General features: G+C 64.4%; 21 protein-coding genes. 2 read left to right on the forward strand and 19 right to left on the reverse strand.

What is annotated here, in order from left to right; all coding sequences use genetic code 11:
* Positions 1–102: 102 nt before the first annotated feature.
* Positions 103–1,419: an NAD(P)/FAD-dependent oxidoreductase gene (locus WEA77_RS09050; RefSeq protein ID WP_368067548.1), complete on the forward strand. Its 1,317-nt coding sequence runs from the start codon at positions 103–105 to the stop codon at positions 1,417–1,419.
* On the opposite strand, the gene WEA77_RS09055 is transcribed toward WEA77_RS09050, so the two are convergent.
* The 6 genes from WEA77_RS09055 to argH all read right to left on the reverse strand — a co-directional run bounded on the left by WEA77_RS09055 (position 1,406) and on the right by argH (position 8,283).
* Positions 1,406–2,374: an MBL fold metallo-hydrolase gene (locus WEA77_RS09055; protein WP_368067549.1), complete on the reverse strand. Its 969-nt coding sequence runs from the start codon at positions 2,372–2,374 to the stop codon at positions 1,406–1,408. The genes WEA77_RS09050 and WEA77_RS09055 overlap by 14 nt on opposite strands.
* 62 nt (positions 2,375–2,436) lie before the next feature.
* Positions 2,437–5,136: a DUF4175 domain-containing protein gene (locus tag WEA77_RS09060; protein ID WP_368067550.1), complete on the reverse strand. Its 2,700-nt coding sequence runs from the start codon at positions 5,134–5,136 to the stop codon at positions 2,437–2,439.
* Entirely contained in the window at positions 5,115–6,389 is a 1,275-nt protein-coding gene (gene lysA / locus WEA77_RS09065; protein ID WP_368067551.1) for a diaminopimelate decarboxylase, read from the reverse strand. The genes WEA77_RS09060 and lysA overlap by 22 nt, the downstream gene beginning before the upstream one ends.
* 15 nt (positions 6,390–6,404) lie before the next feature.
* A complete protein-coding gene (locus WEA77_RS09070; RefSeq protein WP_368067552.1) occupies positions 6,405–6,647 on the reverse strand; it encodes a hypothetical protein in 243 nt (80 codons plus the stop codon).
* Positions 6,647–6,880 carry a lipoprotein gene (locus WEA77_RS09075; protein ID WP_368067553.1) on the reverse strand — a complete coding sequence of 78 codons (234 nt, stop codon included), beginning with the start codon at positions 6,878–6,880 and terminating at the stop codon, positions 6,647–6,649. Before WEA77_RS09075 ends, WEA77_RS09070 begins: the two co-directional genes overlap by 1 nt.
* 5 nt (positions 6,881–6,885) lie before the next feature.
* The gene (argH, locus tag WEA77_RS09080) at positions 6,886–8,283 is read right to left on the reverse strand and encodes an argininosuccinate lyase (RefSeq protein ID WP_368067554.1); all 1,398 of its coding nucleotides are present in this window, start codon (positions 8,281–8,283) and stop codon (positions 6,886–6,888) included.
* A 41-nt stretch (positions 8,284–8,324) separates the two neighbouring features.
* Between argH and WEA77_RS09085 the strand changes: the two genes are divergently transcribed.
* Complete coding sequence (locus WEA77_RS09085) at positions 8,325–8,921, forward strand: TlpA family protein disulfide reductase (RefSeq protein WP_368067555.1); 597 nt, start codon at positions 8,325–8,327, stop codon at positions 8,919–8,921.
* On the opposite strand, the gene WEA77_RS09090 is transcribed toward WEA77_RS09085, so the two are convergent.
* The 13 genes from WEA77_RS09090 to WEA77_RS09150 form a co-directional block, all read right to left on the reverse strand.
* Positions 8,898–9,596, reverse strand: coding sequence for a hypothetical protein (locus tag WEA77_RS09090; protein WP_368067556.1), 699 nt, complete (start codon positions 9,594–9,596; stop codon positions 8,898–8,900). The genes WEA77_RS09085 and WEA77_RS09090 overlap by 24 nt on opposite strands.
* Before the next feature lie 73 nt (positions 9,597–9,669).
* Positions 9,670–10,155 (reverse strand): thermonuclease family protein, encoded by a 486-nt coding sequence (locus tag WEA77_RS09095; protein ID WP_368067557.1) that lies wholly within the window; start codon positions 10,153–10,155, stop codon positions 9,670–9,672.
* A gap of 70 nt (positions 10,156–10,225) precedes the next feature.
* Entirely contained in the window at positions 10,226–11,104 is an 879-nt protein-coding gene (locus tag WEA77_RS09100; protein ID WP_368067558.1) for a 3-hydroxybutyryl-CoA dehydrogenase, read from the reverse strand.
* An 89-nt stretch (positions 11,105–11,193) separates the two neighbouring features.
* Positions 11,194–11,664 (reverse strand): DUF1203 domain-containing protein, encoded by a 471-nt coding sequence (locus WEA77_RS09105; protein WP_368067559.1) that lies wholly within the window; start codon positions 11,662–11,664, stop codon positions 11,194–11,196.
* Between the two features lie 134 nt (positions 11,665–11,798).
* Complete coding sequence (locus WEA77_RS09110) at positions 11,799–12,728, reverse strand: electron transfer flavoprotein subunit alpha/FixB family protein (RefSeq protein WP_368067560.1); 930 nt, start codon at positions 12,726–12,728, stop codon at positions 11,799–11,801.
* Positions 12,728–13,474: an electron transfer flavoprotein subunit beta/FixA family protein gene (locus tag WEA77_RS09115; protein ID WP_368067561.1), complete on the reverse strand. Its 747-nt coding sequence runs from the start codon at positions 13,472–13,474 to the stop codon at positions 12,728–12,730. The genes WEA77_RS09110 and WEA77_RS09115 overlap by 1 nt, the downstream gene beginning before the upstream one ends.
* Before the next feature lie 637 nt (positions 13,475–14,111).
* The gene (locus tag WEA77_RS09120) at positions 14,112–15,365 is read right to left on the reverse strand and encodes a folylpolyglutamate synthase/dihydrofolate synthase family protein (RefSeq protein WP_368067562.1); all 1,254 of its coding nucleotides are present in this window, start codon (positions 15,363–15,365) and stop codon (positions 14,112–14,114) included.
* The gene (locus WEA77_RS09125) at positions 15,362–16,342 is read right to left on the reverse strand and encodes an acetyl-CoA carboxylase carboxyltransferase subunit beta (protein WP_368067563.1); all 981 of its coding nucleotides are present in this window, start codon (positions 16,340–16,342) and stop codon (positions 15,362–15,364) included. Before WEA77_RS09125 ends, WEA77_RS09120 begins: the two co-directional genes overlap by 4 nt.
* 30 nt (positions 16,343–16,372) lie before the next feature.
* Complete coding sequence (trpA, locus tag WEA77_RS09130) at positions 16,373–17,200, reverse strand: tryptophan synthase subunit alpha (protein WP_368067564.1); 828 nt, start codon at positions 17,198–17,200, stop codon at positions 16,373–16,375.
* Between the two features lies 1 nt (position 17,201).
* Positions 17,202–17,522, reverse strand: coding sequence for a divalent-cation tolerance protein CutA (cutA, locus tag WEA77_RS09135; RefSeq protein WP_368067565.1), 321 nt, complete (start codon positions 17,520–17,522; stop codon positions 17,202–17,204).
* Complete coding sequence (locus WEA77_RS09140; protein ID WP_368067566.1) at positions 17,510–17,830, reverse strand: GFA family protein; 321 nt, start codon at positions 17,828–17,830, stop codon at positions 17,510–17,512. The genes cutA and WEA77_RS09140 overlap by 13 nt, the downstream gene beginning before the upstream one ends.
* Positions 17,831–17,839: 9 nt before the next feature.
* The gene (gene trpB, locus WEA77_RS09145) at positions 17,840–19,051 is read right to left on the reverse strand and encodes a tryptophan synthase subunit beta (protein WP_368067567.1); all 1,212 of its coding nucleotides are present in this window, start codon (positions 19,049–19,051) and stop codon (positions 17,840–17,842) included.
* A 47-nt stretch (positions 19,052–19,098) separates the two neighbouring features.
* A complete protein-coding gene (locus WEA77_RS09150; RefSeq protein ID WP_368067568.1) occupies positions 19,099–19,731 on the reverse strand; it encodes a phosphoribosylanthranilate isomerase in 633 nt (210 codons plus the stop codon).
* Between the last annotated feature and the right edge of the window lie 761 nt (positions 19,732–20,492).

Below are 20,492 nucleotides of genomic sequence, written 5' to 3' on the forward strand. Positions count from 1 at the left end.
GGCGGGGACGACGTAAAATGGGTGCCCGGCGCCAACCGATGACCGGGCGCTGACCGCGCAGCGCTATTTCCTTCTGGCGGGAACGGACGATATATATCTCGTATGCGCGGGCTGAAGATCCAGATTGTCGTTGTTGGCGGCGGCGCCGGCGGGCTGCAGCTTGCGGCCAGGCTGGGCGCGCGCTATGGCCGCGAGAAGTTCGACATCATACTTCTTGAGCGCAACCGCACCCATATCTGGAAGCCTCTGCTGCATGAAGTAGCTGCGGGATCGCTTGATGCGAACCTCGATGAAGTCGGCTATGGTGCCCATGCCCACCGCTGGGGCTATCGTTACTTCCAGGGCGCCCTCAAGGGCATCGACCGGCATAACCGCCAGGTGATTGTCTCTCCTCTGCTCGATGTCGACGGCTCGGAACTGATGGGCGAGCACCGCATTCGTTATGACTATCTCGTGCTGGCCCTCGGCTCGGTTTCGAATGATTTCGGCGTCGAGGGCGTGAAGGAAAACTGCCTGTCGCTCGAAAGCCGGCGCGATGCGGACTCCTTTCGCCAACGCCTGCTAAACCAGTGCCTGCGCTGCTCTCGCCGCCTGAGCCTCAATCCGGGCACTGACGAGTATGTCCGCATTGCAATCGTTGGCGGCGGAGCGACCGGTGTGGAACTCGCCGCCGAACTCTACAATTCCGCCTCGGCGCTGCGCTATTACGGCCTCGAAGTGTTTGACGAGCGGCGCCTGAAGGTCAGCCTTCTGGAAGCCGGCCCGCGTATCTTGCCTGCCCTTCCCGAAAAGCTCGCCGAAGCCGCCCACGGCGAACTGGAATCGCTCGGCGTGGAAGTCTGCGTCGGCGCCCAGGTCTCCCGCGTCACGCCGCGGGCCATCGAAACGAGAGACGGCAAGGTGTTTCCGGCCGACCTCAAAATCTGGGCCGCCGGTGTAAAGGCGCCGGATTTCCTGCAGGATATCGCGGGGCTCGAAACGAATGGCTCAAACCAGCTGATTGTGAAAGATACGCTCCAGACGACCCGGGACGAGCGGATCTTCGCGATTGGCGACTGCGCATCTTACACATCGCCCGGCGCCGATCGTCCAGTTCCCCCCCGAGCCCAGAGCGCCCACCAGATGGCAGGCACCGCCTATCACAACATTCGCGCCCTGATCGAAAAAAAGCCGCTCAAGTCTTTCACCTATGAAGACAAAGGCTCCCTGATCTCGATGAGCCGCTATGCCACCGTCGGCACGCTGATGGGCAATCTCGTCGGCGGGCGCATGGCGATCGAGGGCCGGCTCGCACGCTTTGTCTATATGTCGCTCTACCGGATGCACCTGATGGCCATCCACGGCTGGCTGCGCGGGCTCGGCATGATTGTGATGGGCCATGTCAACCAGGTCGTGCGGCCCAAACTCAAGCTGCACTAGCCCGCCGGCGGCTGCGCACTTCCGCCATCAGTGCGAACAGTTCGATCACCGGCGTGACCGCTGCGTCGCCTCGATACTCCCGGTAGAGACTGTCGACATTCACTGCGATACGCTCTGCATCGCCCCAAGCGTCGAAATCCCCAAGGGCTATGTCATGCGCGGCGTCCCGCACGCTCAGCCCCGCATCAAACCGCTTGCGTGCCTCACGGTCAACAAACGCGAGATAATCCGCCACCCGCTGTACGCCCGCCTTGTCGGTGATCGGACCATGTCCCGGCACGATCACGTCCACATCCATGGCGATGATCTTCTCGCAGGCGCCGATCCAGTTCTTCACCGGCCCGGCCCACATCAGCGGCGTTCCGTCGATGAACAGGATGTCGCCCGTGAAGACTGCCCTGTCACCCGGCACATGCACCAGGACATCCCCACCGGTATGCGCAGGACCGACCTCGATCAACCGCACCTTCTTGCTACCCACCTGCAGTTCCATCTCGCCCTTGAATGTCTTGGTCGGCGTGCGCTCATCGACATTTTCGAAATCGAAGGGCGCGAATATGTCAGCGAAATAGGCGCCCGCAGGCCCCAGCTTTGCGCCGGCTGCCTTCATCTGCGCCAGCATCGCGGACGGCACTTCGGCCATTTCCTTTGCGCTCGCCTCACTCGCGATGATCTCCGCCTGCGGACAACATCCGTTACCATGGCAATGGTCGCCGTTGGCATGCGTGTTGACGATCACCCCGATCTTCCCGGCGCCGATTCCGGTCGCATCTTCCATCGCCGTCAGCATGTGACGTGTCAGCGCCATGTCGAACAGCGTATCGACCAGCAGCGAGGCTTCGCCGTCGCGGATCAGGCCAGCATTCGACCAGCCCCATCCGCCGTCCGGCTGCAGCCAGGCATAAAGCCCGTTGCCGACATCCTTGAGGCCCTTGGTGTACTCCCAGCGCGCCATCCATTCCTCCCGGTTATCTTTTGCCGGAATGAGACCACGGACCTGCAGGTCCGGCAAGCGCCTCAGAAGCGGTCCAGCAACCGCCGCAGGTATTCGCGCTCTTCCTCGTCTTCCGCCTCGTTATAGCGGCGGCGAAGCTCATCGAGGATGTCCTTCGCTCGCTGGCGCTCGGCTTCCTTGGGAATGTTGACGCCTTCACCGTCATTGCCGGCGCCCATCAGCGAACGGCCCATCGGGTCTGTGCCGCCGCCCTGCTGACCCTCGCGCTGCGCCTTCAGTGCATCAAGCTGGCCCGCAAGCCCGCGTGAAAGTTCCGACAACATCTGGGTCGCGCGTTCCTGTTCAAGGATCGCGCGGCCTTCATTGGCGCCCTCCAGCGCACGTTCAGCCCTTCGCTGCGCATCGCGGATCGCGGACAGGGCGTCCGGATCAACCTGCGCACCGCTTCCGCTTTCACCTTCGCCGGGGCCTTCGCCGCTGCGGCGCGCAAATTCCTCGACCAGCCGCCCAAGCTCGGCCTGTCGCTCTGCCAGCGTGCCGCCGCCCTGATCGCCCTCGCGGGGATCACCCTCCTGGCCTGCGCCATTGCCTGTCTCACCGGGCTGCTGGCCGCGGCCCATGCCGCCGCCTTCCTGCTGTCCGCCGCCGCCCTGCTCCGCGCCTTCGCCGTCTGGCGAACCGGGAGGCGGCGCACCATTCTGCCCGCTCGGTTGCTCCCCGCGCTGCTGGGCCAGGGTGTCATCATTCAACTGACGCTGTTGGCGGAGCAACTCAGACAGGCGCCGCATCGCATCGGTCAGCTCCTGCTCCTCCGGCGGCAGATCGCTTTCCTCACCTTCGGCTTGCTCGCCGGGCATGCCCTGGCCATCCTGGCCCTGACCGGCCTGCTGGAATTGCAGGTTCTCGAGCATATTGGTAATGTCCGACAGCAGCTGACGCGCCTGATCGCTGGCGCCAGTCTCCGTCAGATCCTGCAATGCGTTCAGCATGTCCTCGAAGTCCTGCCCGCCGAGCCCCTGCCCGCCGGCCTGCGCCTGTCCGTCCTCGGACGATGGCGGCGCGTCGAGCCCGTTTGCCATCGCCTCGGCCATCTTGGCGGCGAGGTATTCATTTGCCGCATCGCGGAAAGCTTCCATCAGCCTGCGGATCTCTTCTTCGGACGCCCCGTCGCGCAGCGCGCGCTCAAGCGCCACCCGCGCCGCTTCGAGGCGCCGCGCAGCATCCGCCGCGCTGCCATACTCCAGCTTCAGCGCGATCGCCCAGAGTAAAGGATCCACCGCCTCGGCCTCAGTCTTCGTGCCGGCCGCCACCAGCCTGCTCTCGGCCATTTGCAGGCCCATGAAGACGCCGAGGTCGTCAATGAACAGCTCGCCCTTATAGGTGATCGAACCCAGCATCAGGACCGCCCTGCGGACGCCGTCCGGCGCCGCATCCAGCCGGCCGGTCGCCGCCACGTTCACCGACCCGTCGCGCAGCCCGTCCTCGTTCTTTGGAATCTCCGCATAGTCTAGTGGCTCGCGTAGCACCGTTATCCGCGCCTCCTGCGCCGCGCGCGCCAGCGGATCCAGGAACAGCTTCTCCGGCAGGATATAGGGTATGCTCTGGCTGCGACCTTCCTGCCCGGCCCCGTCGAGGGCGACGAGCTGAAGATCCACCGCCAGCCCCGCCCAGCGATGCCGCGTCAGGTCCAGCTCGTTCGAGGCGTTCGCTTCCTTCGCGCCCGCCGATCCCGGCATAGGCACCGCCGCACGGTCCTCCGCGTCCGGCGCGGCCGGATGCGGCTCCCTCAACCGGATCGCCAGTTCAACACCAGCGATGCCGTAATCATCCTGCGCCTTCCAGGCAAATTTCACCCGGTCCTGCGCGCCCGGCTCCGGCGGGCCAACAAACTCGACCGCCGGAATGGCGTCCGGCAATACCTTGAAACTGTAGCGCGCCCGCTCGCCCCACCAGCGAACGCTGATGTGCGTATCATCCATGATCTTCGCCTTGGCTTCCCACGCGCCGTCCGGCGTTGCGACAAACCTTGCGTCCTTGTCCCGCGCGCCCTTCATCACCACCCGCGGCGCAGATGGCGCTTCGGTGCGCAGTGTCACTTCCGAACCCTTCGGTACACGAATGTCCTCGCTGCCGGCCTTCAGGAAGATCGGCGGGCGCCCGGTATGCTCCGGCGGCGTAACCCAGGCCTCGACGATCATCTTGTCGGCGCCGACAAGCGCGCCGTAATCGGGAAACAACGCGCGCATTACGCGCCCCGGCCCGTCGCCGCCAGCGAGCACCGCGAACGCGACGACTGCAGCGGGCAGCACCGCCCGCAGCATGTAGGGATCAAGCGCACGCCACTCGGTATTGAAACGCGGCAGGCGCAGGTTCTTGAGCTCTGCGATCAGGCGCGCCTTGTGCGCCTCCCAGAGGCCCGCAGCCGCCGCAGATGGGTGCGCGGGCCGGTCCCTCAGCGAAGTCAGCGGGCGCAGCTCGGAGGGCGCCTCCAGCATCCGCGCCGCTTCGGCGTCTTGCGGCCTGCTATAGCGTTTCGCGCTGCGCCAGACGAGGCAACCGCCGGTAATCAGGATCGCCGGGGTGAGCAGCGCAGCTGTGATCTTGTCGAGCCTGTCGAAACCGCCGGCCAGCGCCGCTGACAGCAGCAGCGTGACCAGCACGAACACCGGCCAGTAAGCGCGCCCGAGCGCCAGCAGCGTGAGCCGGCGCTTGGTCGCGGCAACCTTGGCCGCGATTTCGGTCAGGCTACCGTCGTAAGCCACTCCGGCACTTTCTCCAGTCCCACCAGTTCCTCGAAGCTCGGCCGTCTGCGGACGATCTCGTAACGGTCACCGTCAACCAGAACTTCCGGCACCAGCGGGCGCGCATTATAGGATGAGGACAGCACCGCGCCGTAAGCGCCCGCCGACATGAAAGCCAGCCGATCGCCAGCAGCGACCCGCGGCAATTCGCGGCCGGCGGCGAACTTGTCCGTCGACTCGCAGATCGGCCCGACCACGTCATACGCCCTATGCGCTTGTCCCGGTTTCGGCTCCGCGATCGGTACGATATCGTGATGGGCGCCGTAGAGCGCGGGGCGGATGAGATCATTCATGCCGGCATCGACAATCAGAAAGGTCCGGTCAGGCGCCTGCTTTTCGTAGAGCACCGTCGTCAACAGCACGCCCGCATTGCCGGCGATCACGCGGCCGGGCTCGAGAATGACTTCGAACCCGTGGCCCGCCGTCACTTCCGAAATCATCGCTGCGTAGGCCGAAGGCGGTGCAGGCGCGTCACCTTCCTTGTACGGAATGGCGAGCCCGCCGCCAACATCAATGCGGCGGATATCATGCCCCTGTTTGCGGAGGCGCAGCGCAAGACCCACCACTTTTTCAAACGCTGCCCGCATCGGCGCAAGATCGCCGATCTGGCTGCCGATGTGCACATCGACGCCGACGGCGCGAATGCCCGGCAGGCGCGCCGCTTCGGCATATAGCGCTTCCGCCTCGCCCCAGGGCACACCGAACTTGTCGCCCGACTTGCCGGTCGAGATATTGGGATGCCCGCCGGCCGCCACGTCAGGGTTCACGCGCAGCGCAATCAGCGCCGTCTTGCCCAGCTGGCTTGCGACGGCAGACAGCAGCCGCAGCTCGCCTGAGCTCTCCACATTGAACTGGTGGATGCCCTGCTCCAGCCCCAGCGCCATTTCCGCCGCTGTCTTGCCGACTCCGGAGAACACGATCTTGGAGGCCGGAATGCCGGCCTTCCGTGCCCGGAGGAGTTCTCCCCCGCTCACCACATCCGCGCCGCATCCCTGACCCGCTAACGTCGCGAGTACGGCAAGATTTCCGTTAGCCTTCACCGAATAGGCGATCAGCACGCTCTGCTCGCGGAAGGCGTAGGCAATCACCTGCGCATGGCGCACCAGCGTCGCGCTCGAATACACATAGCACGGCGTCCCCACTTCGGCCGCGAGAGCGTCGAGGTTCACGCCTTCGCAGTGAAGGCGTCCGCCGGAATAGTTGAAATGGTGCATCCTGGCTCCGGAGCTCTAATCGAGATCGCCAAGGCCGCCGTCATCGACGTCGCCCGCCGGCTTCGATTGCGGTATTTCTCCGCCCCACTCGTTCTCGGTCATCCCCTCGGACGAATTGTCCGACACAGGCGCAGCCACATCCACCGGCGCGGGCTCAGCCATCTCGGTTTGCGTCACGACCGGCTCAGACGGGACCGTCTGGCATGCCGCCAGCGCCATCACCGCCCCGGCCGCGAGGAAGAGGTGGAGGAACCGCATCAGGAGCCCGGCCCGCCGAGCAGTTCGTCCTCGGCTTCTTCATCAGGTTCTGCGCTGGGGCGGTCTGGCAACTGCGGCAGGTTTTTGTCACTATTGTCCGGCAGGCTGGCCGGATCCACCTCATTCCCACTGCCCACCAGCGGGCCGGGACGTTGCAGGGGTCCGGTCAGGCCACAAGCCGATACACCCCAAAGAAATACCAACGCCGCAGCGGCGCCCAGAAGCCGTTTCATCGTCATCACTCCAGTCGAAGTCTCTGTTTCCACTGTGCCACTTGTTCCGCGACCCGAACAGGGCTTGTGCCGCCATAAGATGTCCGGGATGAGGCAGACGCCTCCACCGTCAGCACATTGAAAACATCTTTGGTGATTGCGGAATGCACCTTCTGCATGTCGGCAAGTGAAACATCCGCCAGTTCGCTGCCTTTTTCCTCGGCCAGCGCCACGATCCGGCCGGTCACGTGGTGCGCGTCCCGGAACGCCAGCCCCAGTTCCCGCACCAGCCAGTCGGCAAGGTCTGTGGCCGTCGAATAGCCCTTCCCTGCCGCTGCCCGCATGTTCTCTGGCTTGAAGCGGATCGTCTCGACCATCCCGGTCATCGCCCGGGCGCAAAGGTTGAACGTATCGAACGCCTCAAAGGTCAGCCGCTTATCGTCCTGCAGGTCCTTCGCATAGGCCAGCGGCAGGGCCTTCACTGCGCCCTGAAGCGCTGAAAACAATCCCGTGATCAGCGAAGCCTTGGCCCGGATCAGCTCGGCTGCGTCCGGATTGCGCTTCTGCGGCATGATTGAGGAGCCGGTCGACCATTCATCCGTCAGCGCCGCGAAGGCGAATTGCGGGCTCGTCCACAGCACGATTTCCTCGGCCAGCCGCGACAGGTGCGTCGCCGCAATCGACAGAGCGCTCAGCGCTTCCAGCGCGAAGTCCCGCGACCCCACCGCATCCAGCGAATTGGCCATCGGCCGCGCAAAACCCAGCGCCTCGGCGGTCATGTCCCGGTCAATCGGAAAGCCCGTCCCTGCCAGCGCCGCTGCGCCCAGCGGGCATTCGTTCAGCCGCACTGCGCAGTCCAGCAACCGCGAGCGGTCCCGCTCCAGCATTTCCGCATAAGCCAGCAGGTGATGGCCCAGCGTGACCGGCTGCGCGGTCTGCAGATGGGTAAAGCCAGGCATGTAGGTCGCCGCATGCTCTCCCGCCCGGCGGACCAGGGCGCCTTGCAACGCCGTCACCAGATGGCTTGTCTCGTCCAGCGCCCCGCGGGTCCAAAGGCGGAAATCCGTCACCACCTGGTCATTGCGCGAGCGCGCCGTGTGCAGCCGTCCGGCCGGTTCGCCGATAAGCTCTTTCAGCCGCGCCTCGACATTCATGTGGATGTCTTCCAGCTCGCGCCGGAAAGGAAAAGTGCCGTTCCGCATCTCGGCAGAAATCGTATCCAGCCCGGCCTGGATCGCTTCATTGTCCGGCGCGCTGAGGATGCCCATCTCGGCCAACATGTCCGCATGGGCGCGGCTTCCGGCCACGTCTTCCTCTGCCATCCGCTGGTCGATATCCAGCGAGGCATTGATCTCGTTCATGATGGCTGAGGGTGTTGCGGCAAAACGGCCGCCCCACATTGTCTGGCCTTTACCTGAATTCATCGCCATATCCCTCAAAACCCGACCCCGGAGCCGCAACCCACATGATCCGCTACGCCTTTATCGGCCTCTTCTTGGTCGCCCTCGCGACCGTTGTCTATGTGCTGATCAGCGCATCCGGCGGCAAGGCGCCTGACAATTCCCTCGAACGCTTTGCGGCCGGCACACTGGCGAAGCTGGACTTCACCCTCGCCGGCCAGCCTGCCCCGTCCGGCACTTTCGACCAGGCCGATGGGACCGGGGCTGATCTGGCGAGCTTCAGGGGCAAGACCATCCTCGTGAACTACTGGGCCACCTGGTGTGCGCCCTGCGAAAAGGAGATGCCGGCCCTCGGCGCCCTGCAAGGCGCCCGCGCAGGCGAGGCCTTTGAAGTTGTCGCCATCAGCATCGATGCGGATGAAGACGTTGAATACGCCAAGCGCCGTCTCACCGAGCTCGGCGCCGCCAACATACCCTTCCGCCATGCCCCGCTCGACCGGGGCGACATCGTCTACGGCGCCAATGTGCAAGGCTTCCCGACCACCATCCTCTACGGACCGGACGGCCTCGAGATCGCCCGCCTCTCCGGAGAGGCGGACTGGGCCGGCGCCGAGGCAGTGCAATTCATCGACGCCGCGTTACGGCAGGCCAGCAAGCGCTAGCTTCACGTTCGACAAGGCCAGCGCCATCCCGGAGTCCGGCGCAGGCGTGGATGTGGCCAGCGGCCCCCTGCCCGGCCACATGCGCACCAGCAATTCCAGCTCCAGCCGGAGATCGCCGTAAGCTTCGTCGTCCTGCGCCGCCACGATATCGCGTGCGGTCACGGCGCACCCGTAAGCTGTCTGGTAGGCTTCTGCATCGGAAATCGTCCCCGCATCGGCGCCCTGCTCATACTCGGTTGCGAGCGATCTCATCAGGAACCTGGTCGTCTCCTTGATGCTCCCAGCCGCATTCGGACGCAGCGCCGCCAACATGGCCTCTGCGCCAGCGAGGGCAGTTTCATCCTCGGGCGACGCCGCTACTGCCGTCAGAACGGCCGGGTCAAATCCCATCGTGTCGAGCCCCGCCATCAGACCGCGATTGGCCGAGGCGTCCAGCTTGCCGGCATGCACCGCCGCCGCGTCCGTCTCGCCGGCCCGGTAAAGCGCAATCGCTGTCGCCGCATACGCATAGACGAGCGCCGCGCGCTGGTTGGCTGGCAGTTCGGATGGATTGGTTTCGCCGAATGTTTTCCGTTCCTGCAGCGCCGCCGAGGGCGCAACATAGGCCTCGCCGCGCTGCAGCTCCGCCTCGCTGCATGCACAGAGGACAAGGCCAAGCCCCAGACCTCCTGCCATCAAGTATCGCCGCATCGCCTGCCTCCCAACTTCTGCCGGAACGCTAGCCTGCGCGGCGCCGGACGCAAACCCTTCAGCTTGCCGCGCCGCCGCACCAGTCGGGCTTTTTCTCGCGACCATCAAAGTCCCAGGTCTTGTGCGTTCCACCGTTCACCAGCAGCGCCGCAATATCCCGGCCGTCCAGCTCCAGCCGAACGACCGTGCGCGCATACCGGTCGGTCCCGCGGGCCTCGCTGACAACCACTTCCTTGCCGCGCGTCAGTTCCAGCGCCGCTTCCTTTGCCTCAAAGCCCAGCACGCGCTCGCGCTCGCACTTTGCGCCGCCGCGCTGTTTCGTCGATCCGGTTTCCGGCGAGTCTATTCCGTGGAGGCGGAATTTCGTTCCGTCCGAGAGCCGCCCGGAATCGCCGTCGGACCAGTAAACCGTCAGCGGCCCTTCTGTCGTCGCACCCGCCGCTGAAGCGGATGCGGCCTGCGTCGCGTAACATGCGCCGGCTGCAGCCATCAGGAGCAGCGCTCCTGCTCCGGCGAGGTAATTCAGCGGTGTGCGGATGGGCATATCGGGCTCCTCTAGCGACGGCCTGTCGACGCCCAAGGAGCCCTGAGAGAGTTACCGGCAGGTTAAGAAATCAGCGGGTGGCAACTGGATGATCGCCCGAATAATCATAGAAGCCCTTACCGGACTTCTTGCCGAGCCAGCCGGCCTCCACGAATTTCACGAGCAGCGGGCAAGGCCGGTACTTGGTATCCGCGAGGCCGTCATGCAGCACCTGCATGATCGACAGGCACGTATCGAGTCCGATGAAATCCGCCAGCTGCAGTGGCCCCATCGGATGGTTCGCGCCGAGCCGCATCGCGGTATCGATCGACTCGACGTTCCCCACCCCTTCATACAGCGTATAGACCGCTTCATTGATCATCGGCATCAGCACGCGATTCACAATGAAGGCCGGATAATCCTCGGCATTCGTCGTCGTCTTCCCGATCCGCCTGGCAAAGGTGATCGCGGTCTCATAGGTTTCCTGATCGGTATTCAGCCCACGGATAACCTCGACCAGTTTCATCAGCGGCACCGGGTTCATGAAGTGCAGGCCGATGAACCGCTCCGGCCGGTTTGTCACGGAAGCGAGCCGCGTGATCGAGATGGAAGAGGTATTGGTTGCAAGGAACGCATGCGCCGGCACGACCTCGCTGACGGCGCGGAAGATCTGCTCCTTCAGTTCGCGCTTTTCGGTCGCCGCTTCGATGACCAGATCCGACGCTGCATGCGCCCTGATGTCTGGCGACGGGCGCACGCGCTTCAGAGCGGCCTTCAATTCGTCCGTCGTTATCACCTCTCGGGCCACCTGCCGGGTCATGTTCGCCTCGATGGTGGCCATGCCCTTGGCGAGCGCGGCCTCCGACACATCCGTCAGCACCACATCATACCCGGCCAGCGCCGAGACGTGCGCAATCCCGTTGCCCATCTGCCCGGCGCCGATGACACCGATTGTGCTGATTTCCGCCATCGCCCTGATCCCTGAACACCTGTTGAAGCGCACATTTTATAGCGCATTGTGCGGCGCGGCAAAGTGCGGGTTTGCAGGGCAGTCGCGCGTCAGTCTGCCCGGCGGATTTCCGCCGGGAAACAGCCATGCATCGCGTTGTGGGCGCGGAAACAGGCCAGATCGGCCCGCGCAAGCGCCGCCTCGATCTTTGCGGTCAGTTCCTCGCCCCGCCCCATGTCGGCCCCTGGCAGCATCCCGCCTTGCGAGAAAAGCCTCAGGGCGATCGACCGGCCGGCGAAGACCGGCGGCAGCTCGTTCTTATAGGTGCGCGCCGCCGCCGCCCCTTCGCGTACACAGACCGCATAGCGTGAGGCATACGGCGTCGGCGCCGCATGGCTCTCGTGGCTCAGCAGCAACACCGTCTCGACGGGCTCTGCATCCTCCAGAGTGATGCGGCAGGGATAGCCAGGCCTGGCCTCCACGGTCTTGCGCAGGATGTTCTGGCGGCTGAGCACTTCGCCTGGCAGGCCAAACAGATGGGCGAAGGGTTGCGGGGCGAGGCCGATTATGACGAAAGACATGGGTCAGATCTCAATTGCTGCTGAAGACCCGTTGTCCCACGCTATGCCCCGCGCCCGCCGCCCGCTGCTTGCTGTGCAAAGTAAAAAGCCCGCGCCAGAGGCACGGGCTTTGTTCAATTCCATCCGGGAGCGGATCAGACTGACTTGGTCAGTTCCGGCACGGCGACGAACAGGTCCGCCACGAGACCAAAGTCCGCCACCTGGAAGATCGGGGCTTCTTCATCCTTGTTGATCGCGACGATGATCTTGGAGTCCTTCATGCCCGCGAGGTGCTGGATGGCGCCCGAAATGCCGACGGCGATGTAGAGTTGCGGCGCGACGATCTTGCCGGTCTGGCCGACCTGATAATCGTTCGGCGCATAGCCCGCGTCCACGGCGGCGCGCGAGGCACCGACGGCGGCGCCGAGCTTGTCAGCGAGCGGGAAGATGACTTCCTTGAATTTCTCGGCCGAGCCAAGCGCGCGTCCGCCGGAGATGACACGTTTTGCCCCGGCGAGTTCCGGACGGTCCGACTTCACCATTTCCTCGGAGACGAATTCGGATTTCGATTGCGCCGCCGGAGCTGCAACGTCCTCGACCGGAGCCGAGCCGTCATTGCCGGCGGCTGGGAACGCCGTGCCGCGAACGGTTATCACCTTTTTCGCATCCGACGACTTCACCGTCATGATCGCGTTGCCCGCATAGATGGGGCGCACGAAGGTCGATTGGTCGACGACTTCGACGATTTCCGAAAGCTGCATCACGTCGAGTTTCGCGGCGATGCGCGGAGCAATGTTCTTGCCCGTCGTCGTCGCGGCGATGAACACGGCGTCATAGCACGCCATCAGCGGCACGACGAGCGCTTCCATCGCTTCGGCGGTCTGTTTGCGCAGGGTCTCACCTTCCGCTTTCAGTACCTTGCGGACACCGGAAATCTTCGCAGCGGCCGGCGCAACCGAACCGGCATTCTCGCCGGCGACCAGCACGTCGACGTCTCCGCCGAATTTCGACGCTGCGGTGACAACCTTGTGCGTCGCATCCGACAGCGCGCCATGTGCATGTTCTGCAATTACGAGGACAGCCATCAGATTGCTCCTGCCGTTTTGAGTTTCGCGACCAGGGCCGCCACATCTTCAACCTTCACGCCGCCCGAACGGGCTGCCGGCTCTGTCACCTTCACCACCGTCAGGCGGGGCGTGATGTCCACGCCGTAGGACTCGGGTGTCTTCTCGGCGATCTCTTTCTTCTTGGCCTTCATGATGTTCGGAAGCGAAGCATAGCGAGGCTCGTTGAGGCGCAGGTCGACGGTCACAACCGCCGGCGTCGTCAGCTTCACGGTCTGCAGGCCGCCATCGACTTCGCGGGTCACTTTCAGGGCCGGGCCGTCTTTCTCGATCTTATAGGCGAACGTGCCCTGAGGCCAGTCCAGCAGCGCCGCCAGCATCTGGCCAGTCTGGTTGGAATCGTCGTCAATCGCCTGCTTGCCGAGGAGCACGAGGTCGGGCGACTCGTCGGCCACGACTTTCGCCAGCAGCTTTGCGACCGCCAGTGGCTCGACCGCTGCATCCGTCTTGATCAGGATGCCCCGGTCGGCGCCCATGGCGAGCGCTGTGCGGATGGTTTCCTGCGCCTGTTGCGGGCCAATCGAGACGACGATCACTTCGGTTGCCGTGCCGGCTTCCTTCATGCGGACCGCTTCTTCGACCGATATCTCGTCGAAGGGGTTCATCGACATCTTGACGTTGGCGAGATCGACCCCGGTCTGATCCGGTTTCACGCGGACCTTCACGTTGTAATCGATCACGCGCTTGACGGGCACGAGAACCTTCATGCGGGCGCTCCCAGGCTGGTTTACGGTTGTGGAAATTCAGCAATGCCCGTCCCTACCGTCGCGGCGGCCTGCGCGCAAGAGTTTACGCTTACGTCAGGGTCAAACTGGCGCACCCGTAGAAAGGTCAACCAACTCTCCCCTCGCGGGCACGCGGCTGGCGCCCTGAGGATCAAGGCCCGCTTTTAATTCGCGCCGTTTCATATTACCCGGGCCGATCCGAACCCGCCGCGCCCCGTGCGGTCCGAAGCCCGGAAAGGAGACTGTCATGCCCCTGCCCCTTCTCCCATCGCAGCTTCAAGGTTCACATGACACCGTTCAAACGTCTGGAGCGCTGCGCCAAACGGGTCTTGCGCTTACCCGCCCATAAAAGCGTCGATACACACAGCCAGAAACGCCGCGCGAAAGCGCAGCTCAGTTCATGTCTGTCCCCTCATCTGCTGAAGGATGTGGGGGCAGATAGCGGGTGAGCTGCCCTCCCGGTAGTTTGCACCCTCAGTTTGTCGTGATCCCTGGATTTGCCCGGCAAATGCACGGCAACCCATACATTCTTTGCGCTGGAGCCCTGTCTTTGCGGCAGGCTGCGAAACCGGCATGACCACACCATGGACGCCGCTCAGGGGCTGAACGGAACAAAGAGCTAGTCCGGCGTTTCGCCATTTTCGCCGAGGACGATGCCGGCGAGGTAAAGGGAGCCGCAGATTAGGATACGGCCTGCGCCGCTGGCCGCGGCGGCGGACATGGCGGCGGCGAGGTCGGTGCAGGCAGTTGCAGTCAGCCCGGCATCGCGCGCAGTGTCTGCAAGGTCGATAGGCTGGGCCCCCTGATGCCCGGGCGCATTCGGCAGCGTGAAGACCGGCGGCGCAATCGCTGCGAACGGCGCAAAGAAGCCCACCGAATCCTTGCTCGCCAGCATCGCCGTCACCAGCGCCGTTTTCCCGCCCAGCGTTTCCAGATGCCGCGCAATCGCCCGCGCTGCATGCGGATTGTGCCCGCCGTCGAGCCAGACTTCGCAGCCCTCCGCCATCGCCGTCACCGGCCCCGGCTTCAAACGCTGCATCCGCGCCGGCCACACCGCCCGCTGCGCGCCCCGGAAAATCGCGTCCTGCGGCACGCGCGTCGAATTGCCGAACAGCTGCATCGCCATCGCGGCCAGCGCCGCATTCGCCCGCTGGTGCTCGCCGATCAGCGACAGGTCCGCCGGCATCGCATAAACGAAGTGTGGTTTCAGCCTGTAAAGCGGCGCCCCCAAGGCGGCCGCATTCTGCGCGATTACTGTATCGCAAATCTCGTGCTGGATCGCCGAAAGCACCGGCCGGCCCGCCTTGATGATGCCGGCCTTCTCGCCGGCAATCCCGGCCAGGTCATCTCCGAGGAAGGCCTTGTGGTCATAATCGACCGGCGTAATGACCGAGAGCTCTGGCTGGACGATCACATTGGTCGCATCGAACCGCCCGCCCAGGCCTACCTCGAGGATCAGCACATCCGCCGCCACTTCCGAGAAGGCGAGCAGCGCCGTCGCCGTCGCCGCCTCGAACGGCGTGATCGGATTGTCGCCGACGGCGGCATGCACCCGGTCAAGCCAGCTTATCAGCCGCGCGTCATCGACAAGCTCGCCCGCGAGCCGGATGCGTTCATTGAAACGCACGAGGTGAGGCGAGGTGAAGACATGCACGGTGAGGCCGGCCTCTTCGGCCATCGCGCGCATGAAGGCGCAGGTCGATCCCTTGCCGTTGGTGCCCGCCACATGGATGACTGGCGGCAGCTTGTCCTGCGGGCGCGCCAGCCGGTCCAGCGCATGCAGGACCCGCCCGAGCGACAGCTCAATTACATCTGGATGGAGACCCTCGAACCGCTTCAGCGCAGCGTCGAGCGCCGGGCTGTTACCGGTCAATCAGCGGCGCCCTTCGGCTGGGGCAGCTTTTCGGCATGCGTCTTGGGCGGCGTCAGCGTCACGTTCCAGCGGTCGTCCCGGCGCCGCGCAATCGGCAAGAGGTGGCCTAGCACGCGCGACAGCGTCGCCTTCAGCTTCCTCCGGTCACAGACGATATCGACCTGACCCTTCTCGCGCAGGAATTCCGAGCGCTGGAAGCCTTTCGGAAGGCTCTCGCGGATCGTCTGCTCGATCACGCGCGGGCCGGAGAAGGCGATCATCGCGCCGGGCTCGGCAATGTGAACATCGCCCAGCATCGCATATGAGGCCGAAACCCCGCCCGAGGTCGGGTCCGTCAGCACCACCACGTAAGGAAGCCTGGCGTCTGCCAGGTCATTGATCGCCAGTGTGGTGCGCGGCATCTGCATCAGGCTCAGCGTGCCCTCCTGCATGCGCGCGCCGCCGGACGCCGTACACACCACAAAGGACGACTTGCGCGCCAGCGCCAGCTGCGCGGCTGTAATGAACGCCTCGCCCGCCGCCATGCCAAGCGAGCCGCCCATGAAGTCGAAATCCTGCACGAGCACAACCGCCGCCACGCCGCCGATCTTGCCATAGGCTGCGACCATGCAGTCTTCCTGCAGCAGCGGCGCGCCGCCGTCCTCGTTCTCCTTCAGGTCGCGCGCGGCCACCTTCGCTTTCGCGGCCTTCAGGCGCGCAGGGTAGGGCTTGTCATCCTTGAACTTAAGCGGGTCTATCGGCACGGGCGGCAGCGAGATCGGCTCCCAGCGCTCATCATCGAACAACAGACGGAACCGGACGCGGGGCGAAATCCGCAGATGCGCGCCCGCCGGCGTCACATTCCAGGTTGCTTCCAGGTCGCTGCGGTAGATCAGCTCCCCGGAAACCGGACATTTGACCCACAGGTCGTCCGGCGTGTCCTTCCTGGACATGATCGTTTTGAGGCCAGGCGGCGTTACCTTGTTGATCCAGTTCATAAGTCAGGAACTCCCGAATAAGCGGCAGTGTCAGGCTTTGCGGACAGAATCGATCGCAACCCGCAATTCACGCGCCAGCTGGCCCATCGCGGGCCCCGCTGAATCGAACCGGCCAGTTGCATGTGCATCGCCCGCCTTTTCCACGAAAGCCGAACCAACGACCACCCCGTCGGCGATTTTAGCCATTTCCGCAGCCTGTGCACCACTTTTTACACCGAATCCGACACAAACGGGTAATCCCGACACTCTTTTAACCATCGCCACCTGCCCTGCAATGGCAGCAGGATCCGCGCTTCCAGCCCCGGTGACACCGGTAACTGCGACGAAGTAAATAAAGCCGGACGCCCCCTCGGAAACCTTCGCGGCGCGGTGTTCATCGGTGGTCGGCGTCGCCAGCCGGATCACCGAAAGCCCGTGCTGGGCGTAAATCGCCCGCAGCGGCGCATCTTCTTCCGGGGGCAGGTCGACGATGATCGAGCCGTCGATGCCGGCCTTCGCAGCGGCTTCGGCAAAGGTTTCATAGCCCATCGAATGGACCGGATTGGCGTATCCCATCAGGATCAGCGGTGTCGTCTGATCGTCCTTCCGGAACCGCGCGGCCAGCGCAATGACGTCGGTCAGCTTCGTCCCTTTGGCCAGCGCCCTCAGGCCCGCCTTCTGGATCGCGGCGCCATCGGCCATCGGGTCCGTGAACGGCGCGCCCAGCTCGATGATGTCGGCCCCGCCGTCGCGCAGCGCGCAGAGCGCGGCATAGCTCGTCTCCAGATCCGGATCGCCTGCCATCAGATAGGTCACCAGCGCCGCGCGGCTTTCGCTGCGCGCCTTGTCAAAGGCCGCTTCAATACGAGTGCGGCCCATCTCAGACGTCCGTATTTTCAAGCGCCCAGGCGGCGTAGGCCTCGCTGACATACGTCAGCGGCATCGCGGCAATCGCCGGCACATCATAAGGGTGGACCCGGTTCACCAGCGCGTCGATCTTCGTCCAGTTCGCTTCCGGCGCCTTGAGCCAGAGGATGAACTCGAACGACTGTTCAATCACGCCCTTCCACCGGTAGGAAGATGTCACCGGCCCCTCCAGGTTCGCGCAAGCTGCCAGCCGCGCCTCAAGCGCGCCGTCAGCGATGTCCTCCGCCACGCGGCGGGACGGGCAGGTAATCCGCACAAGGATCAGTTTCGCCACGCTGAAAAATCCTTACCGCTGTTTGGAATGAAGGTGATCTGCGAACGGTCCAGCCCGTCCACGCAGCGAAGGTTGATCGCCGCCATTTCCTTGCCGTCGAGGCCGGCGCCAGGTCCGACGGCCTGCGTCCCGCAGCTCGTGCAGGCGCCCTCACCCTTCGTCAGCTTGAAATCCTGACGCCCGAGGAAGGCGATCACAAAGCTCTTCTTGTTGCAATGCAAACATTTGCATTCCATGCCGCTCGGGAAATCCCCCTCGGCTTCGAGCCGCACCTGGCCGCTATGGCAGCCCCCCGTAACCCTGGTCATGCCCGTCTCCTAGATATCGATGCCCAGCGCCTTGGCGACTGAGAACACGTCCTTGTCCCCGCGCCCGCACATGTTGAGGATCATCAGGGCGTCCTTGCCGAGGGCCTGCGCCACTTCGCCAACCCGCGCAATCGCATGCGCTGGCTCCAGCGCCGGGATGATACCTTCCAGCTGCGTGCACAGCTGGAACGCCTCCAGCGCCTCATCATCCGTACACGACAAATACTCCGCCCGGCCCATGTCGCGCAGGAATGCGTGCTCAGGACCTATGCCCGGATAGTCCAGCCCCGCCGAAATGGAATGCGCGTCGATGATCTGGCCGTCGTCTGTCTGCAACAGGTATGTCCGGTTGCCGTGCAGGATGCCCGGCCGGCCGCCATTCAACGCCGCCGCATGCTGCCCTGTCTCAATGCCATGGCCTGCTGCCTCAACGCCGATCAGGCGCACGCTCTCGTCATCGATGAACGGATGGAACAGGCCGATGGCATTTGATCCGCCACCGATGCAGGCCATCACAGCGTCCGGCAGGCGCCCTTCCCGCTCCAGGATCTGCGCGCGCGCCTCCTTGCCGATCACCGACTGGAAATCGCGCACGATCTCAGGATAGGGATGCGGACCTGCCGCCGTGCCGATGCAGTAGAACGTCGTCTCGACATTGGTGACCCAATCGCGCAGCGCCTCGTTCATTGCATCCTTCAGCGTGCCCGTACCCGAGGAAACCGGGATGATCTTCGCGCCGAGCAGGCGCATGCGAAATACGTTCGGCTTCTGGCGTTCCACATCCGTCTCGCCCATGAAGACGACGCATTCGAGGCCGTAGCGCGCGCAGACGGTTGCCGTTGCCACGCCGTGCTGGCCGGCGCCCGTCTCGGCGATAATACGCTTCTTCCCCATCCGGCGCGCCAGCAGAACCTGGCCGAGGCAATTGTTGATCTTGTGCGCTCCGGTATGGTTCAGCTCGTCGCGCTTGAAATAGATTTTCGCCCCGCCGAAATGCCCGGTCAGGCGCTCAGCAAAGTAGAGCGGCGACGGGCGGCCGACATAATGCGCCCACATGTCGTCCATCTCAGCCGCAAAGGCCGGGTCCTGCTTGGCCTTTCGGTACTCGGCCTCAAGCTCAAGCACGAGGGGCATCAGCGTTTCGGCGACATAGCGTCCGCCGAACTCGCCGAACCGGCCGTTTGCATCCGGCCATTTGTCCCAGGTATTGCGCAGGTCCATTATTCTACCCTTGATCCCCGTTGCGCGAGGGGTCGCGCCCGCGGCTGTCAGCTGACTTTTGCCGCGCGGATGAAGGCGCGGACACGTTCTCTGTCCTTTAACCCTCGTATCCGCTCAACACCAGAGGACACATCTACGGCGCCTGCACCGGTTTCAAGGATCGCGGCTGCGACATTTTCAGGCGTCAGCCCGCCCGCCAGGATCCAGGGCCGGGGCGGCGTCCAGCCTTTCAGCAGGGCCCAGTCGAAGGCTGTGCCATGCCCGCCCGCCCGGTCCGCGCCTTCGGGGGGCCTTGCGTCCAGCAGCAGGCGGTCCGCCGCGCCATAGTCGGCCGCCTGGTCAAGGTCGCCCGCCGCCCGCACGCCCAGCACCTTCCAGACCTCAGCCCCGGTCATGGCCTTGATCTCCGCCACCCGCGCCGGGGTCTCCGCCCCGTGCAGCTGGATGACCGGGAACCCGAGCGCCGCAACCGTGCGCACTTCCGCATCCGGCGGGTCCAGCAGAACCGCCACCGGCGCCGCCTTGCCCACCGACAACAGCAGGGTCTCCGCCGCCGCCAGCGTCACCTGCCGCGGGCTTGCCGGGAACATGAACCCGATCCAGTCAGCCCCCTCACGCGCGGCGAAAGCCACGAGGTCTGGATCTTTGAGGCCGCAGATCTTCACTTGGGTCATGCGCACGCCCTAGCGGATAAGCCGGGCGGAAGGAATAGGCCGCTGCCTCTCGGCGCCTCCCCGCCCCTTCGCAGGCGGCGAAGCCCACAGTAACGGCGCGCATGCCCGCATGCCCGCAACCCCGCAGCCAAGCCGCTCAAGGTCTTTTATTCCGTATGCGGATTTTCTGAAGTATTAACCTTCGTTGGCTTCCGGTAAAAACTGCAGTATCGGCGAATTCAAACTGTGGTGTCAGACGTCATCTGGAACCGGTAGGACGGAAAATACCCAGGGTGCGCGCGTCACCGCTTTCTACAGATCATGGGCCGGCGTCACGTTTCGCGCCTCTGCGCACACTCAGTGCTCTGATCGTCCTCTTCAGCGTCGCTCTCCTTGCGGCGGCGCCGACGCCCGCCGCCGTCCAGATCCAGCTCTGCATTGCAACCATCACCATTTACTTCCTGATGAGCTTGCTGCCGATCGCGAGGCTGAAGAGGACAAGGTTTCGTAAATCGCCGTCAAGTTCAATCCGGGTCCGGATCGACCAGAGCTCTTTCATCTTAAACGCAGGCTTCTGACCTGTCAGCTTGCCCGCATTCAACCTGCGATACCCCGCTAGCCCTGGCGCCTGAGGCGGGGCGCTTCAATTCGTTTTCCATGATGCTCCTCCTATTCACACCGCTGCGCAGCGCAGACGGCAGAACGGGAGGCATGCAATTGGTGGCAGAGCGCGGTCGATAGGAGGCGGGCCTGCGGGCTTGAGCCCGGTGCTACCCATTAGTATTTAA

This window comes from Hyphomonas sp. (genome assembly GCF_040882205.1).
Taxonomy (GTDB): Bacteria; Pseudomonadota; Alphaproteobacteria; order Caulobacterales; family Hyphomonadaceae; genus Hyphomonas.

Coding starts and splice junctions, on each gene's coding strand:
- WEA77_RS09050 (WP_368067548.1), top strand. CDS start 103: ATGCGCGGGCTGAAGATCCAGATTGTCGTTGTTGGCGGCGGCGCCGGC.
- WEA77_RS09055 (WP_368067549.1), bottom strand. CDS start 2,374: ATGGCGCGCTGGGAGTACACCAAGGGCCTCAAGGATGTCGGCAACGGG.
- lysA (WP_368067551.1), bottom strand. CDS start 6,389: ATGCACCATTTCAACTATTCCGGCGGACGCCTTCACTGCGAAGGCGTG.
- WEA77_RS09070 (WP_368067552.1), bottom strand. CDS start 6,647: ATGCGGTTCCTCCACCTCTTCCTCGCGGCCGGGGCGGTGATGGCGCTG.
- WEA77_RS09075 (WP_368067553.1), bottom strand. CDS start 6,880: ATGAAACGGCTTCTGGGCGCCGCTGCGGCGTTGGTATTTCTTTGGGGT.
- argH (WP_368067554.1), bottom strand. CDS start 8,283: ATGAATTCAGGTAAAGGCCAGACAATGTGGGGCGGCCGTTTTGCCGCA.
- WEA77_RS09085 (WP_368067555.1), top strand. CDS start 8,325: ATGATCCGCTACGCCTTTATCGGCCTCTTCTTGGTCGCCCTCGCGACC.
- WEA77_RS09090 (WP_368067556.1), bottom strand. CDS start 9,596: ATGGCAGGAGGTCTGGGGCTTGGCCTTGTCCTCTGTGCATGCAGCGAG.
- WEA77_RS09095 (WP_368067557.1), bottom strand. CDS start 10,155: ATGCCCATCCGCACACCGCTGAATTACCTCGCCGGAGCAGGAGCGCTG.
- WEA77_RS09100 (WP_368067558.1), bottom strand. CDS start 11,104: ATGGCGGAAATCAGCACAATCGGTGTCATCGGCGCCGGGCAGATGGGC.
- WEA77_RS09105 (WP_368067559.1), bottom strand. CDS start 11,664: ATGTCTTTCGTCATAATCGGCCTCGCCCCGCAACCCTTCGCCCATCTG.
- WEA77_RS09110 (WP_368067560.1), bottom strand. CDS start 12,728: ATGGCTGTCCTCGTAATTGCAGAACATGCACATGGCGCGCTGTCGGAT.
- WEA77_RS09115 (WP_368067561.1), bottom strand. CDS start 13,474: ATGAAGGTTCTCGTGCCCGTCAAGCGCGTGATCGATTACAACGTGAAG.
- WEA77_RS09125 (WP_368067563.1), bottom strand. CDS start 16,342: ATGAACTGGATCAACAAGGTAACGCCGCCTGGCCTCAAAACGATCATG.
- trpA (WP_368067564.1), bottom strand. CDS start 17,200: ATGGGCCGCACTCGTATTGAAGCGGCCTTTGACAAGGCGCGCAGCGAA.
- WEA77_RS09140 (WP_368067566.1), bottom strand. CDS start 17,830: ATGACCAGGGTTACGGGGGGCTGCCATAGCGGCCAGGTGCGGCTCGAA.
- trpB (WP_368067567.1), bottom strand. CDS start 19,051: ATGGACCTGCGCAATACCTGGGACAAATGGCCGGATGCAAACGGCCGG.